Source organism: Hymenobacter agri, assembly GCF_054778495.1.
Map to the genome: position 1 here is coordinate 1 of NZ_BAAGZM010000793.1, position 1,592 is coordinate 1,592.

The window sequence follows — 1,592 nt, forward strand, 5'->3', positions numbered from 1 at the left end:
GGCCCAGGCGGCGGCCAACGCGGCCACCAGCCCGTGGGCCGGGCGCATTCGGGTTCATGCGTTGAGTTTGGCTGAGTATGCGGCCACCCAACCCGCGCCGTTGACTGCCGCTGACCTCCGGTTCAGCCACATTATCAGCAACCCGCCATTTTTCCGGCAGTCGCTGCGCTCGCCCGATGCGGCCCGCAGCACCGCCCGCCACGAAGCGGCCGACTCGCTTTCTTTCGAAGCACTGGCGGCTTTTGCAGGGGATTTTCTGTTGCCCAAAGGTTTACTCACGGTGCTGCTGCCGCCGCCCGAGATGCGCGCTTTCGAACTGGCCGCTGCCGTTGCGGGTCTGCATCCGGCTACGCGGCTGGTGGTAAGGCACCGGCCGGGCAGCCGGCCACTGCGGCATATCACGGGCTTTGGGCGTGACATGGTCAGGACGCGGGAAACGGAGCTGGTTATCCGTACGGAGGAAAGCGACGCGGAATATTCGGCAGAGTTTCGGGCGTTGCTGGCGGGCTTTTATCTGGCTCTGTAACCCATACGCTACACCAGCCCCGCCAGCAGGCTCAACTTTTCGCGGTGCAGGCTATCGAGCAGGTCCTGTTCCAGTGTACCAAACTCAGCCGCCTCGTAGTGCCGCTGCACGCGCCCGCCTACCAGCACCGAGATTTCGTCGCAGGTTTCGGTGAGCGCGCCCAGGATGTGCGAGGTGAGCAGGATGCCCGTGCCCCGGTCGCGCAGGCGCTTCAGAATTTCCTTCAGCAGCAGGTTGGCTTCGAGGTCGAGGCCGTTGAAGGGCTCGTCGAGAATGAGGTAGTTGAATTGTTGCACCAGCAGCGCGAGCAGCGCCAGCTTCTTGCGCATGCCGGCCGAATATTCGTCGGCGTACTGGTCGAGGGGCAGTTCCAGCAACTGGTTCCAGCCGGTAAAGTCGGCCACCGGCCGGCCCCGCGCCTGCAGGCAGAACTCCAGATACTCGCGCCCGGTGAGGCGGGGGTAGAAGTACGGCTCGTAGGGCAGCAGGCCGGTGTGCTCGCGCACGGCCGCGCCAGCCGTATCGCGGATGGTACCAGCGAAGTCGTTTTCCAGCCCGTACAGGCAGTTGATGAGCGTGGTTTTGCCCGCGCCATTTGCCCCCACCAGCCCGTGAATGGTGCCCGGCCGCAGGTTCAGGCTGATATCGTGCAGCACGACGTGCGGGCCGTAGGCTTTGCGCAGGTTCAGAATTTCGAGCATACTGTTCAATCAGATTTCACCTTGTATCAGGTCAATTGCTCACGCTTAATTCCTGACCTTTTACCTCCGCTTTCTCCAGCACAGCCCGCATCCGCCGCCGGCTCTGCCAGATGAGCCCGCCCACCGCCACCAATAGCAGCACCGGGTAGATGGGATGCCCCACCAGCAGCAGGGCCACGGCCAACACCAGCGCCTGCGTGGTGCGAATGTGCGTGACATTGGGGTAAAAAGCATATCTGGTGAGAATGAGCAGCGCCGCCAGCCCCAACCAGAATGCCCCTACCGCCACCGTGCCCGGCACGCCCGCCGGCCCCGTCGCCAGCAGCCAGGAAAACGGCGCGGCAGTAAGGGCCGCGTAGCCCAGC

General features: G+C 64.1%; 3 protein-coding genes. 1 reads left to right on the plus strand and 2 read right to left on the minus strand.

Features of this window, described 5'->3' with window-relative positions; all coding sequences use genetic code 11:
* The coding region (locus ACYVDE_RS22180; RefSeq protein ID WP_460503713.1) for a hypothetical protein at positions 1 to 526 on the plus strand (526 nt) is incomplete at its 5' end.
* Between the two features lie 8 nt (positions 527 to 534).
* Here the strand turns inward: ACYVDE_RS22180 and ACYVDE_RS22185 are convergent.
* Together ACYVDE_RS22185 and ACYVDE_RS22190 are read right to left on the minus strand one after the other, a co-directional pair.
* Entirely contained in the window at positions 535 to 1,227 is a 693-nt protein-coding gene (locus tag ACYVDE_RS22185) for an ATP-binding cassette domain-containing protein (protein ID WP_460503715.1), read from the minus strand.
* 31 nt (positions 1,228 to 1,258) lie between these two features.
* The coding region (locus ACYVDE_RS22190) for a hypothetical protein (protein WP_460503716.1) at positions 1,259 to 1,592 on the minus strand (334 nt) is incomplete at its 5' end.

Coding starts and splice junctions, on each gene's coding strand:
- ACYVDE_RS22185 (WP_460503715.1), bottom strand. CDS start 1,227: ATGCTCGAAATTCTGAACCTGCGCAAAGCCTACGGCCCGCACGTCGTG.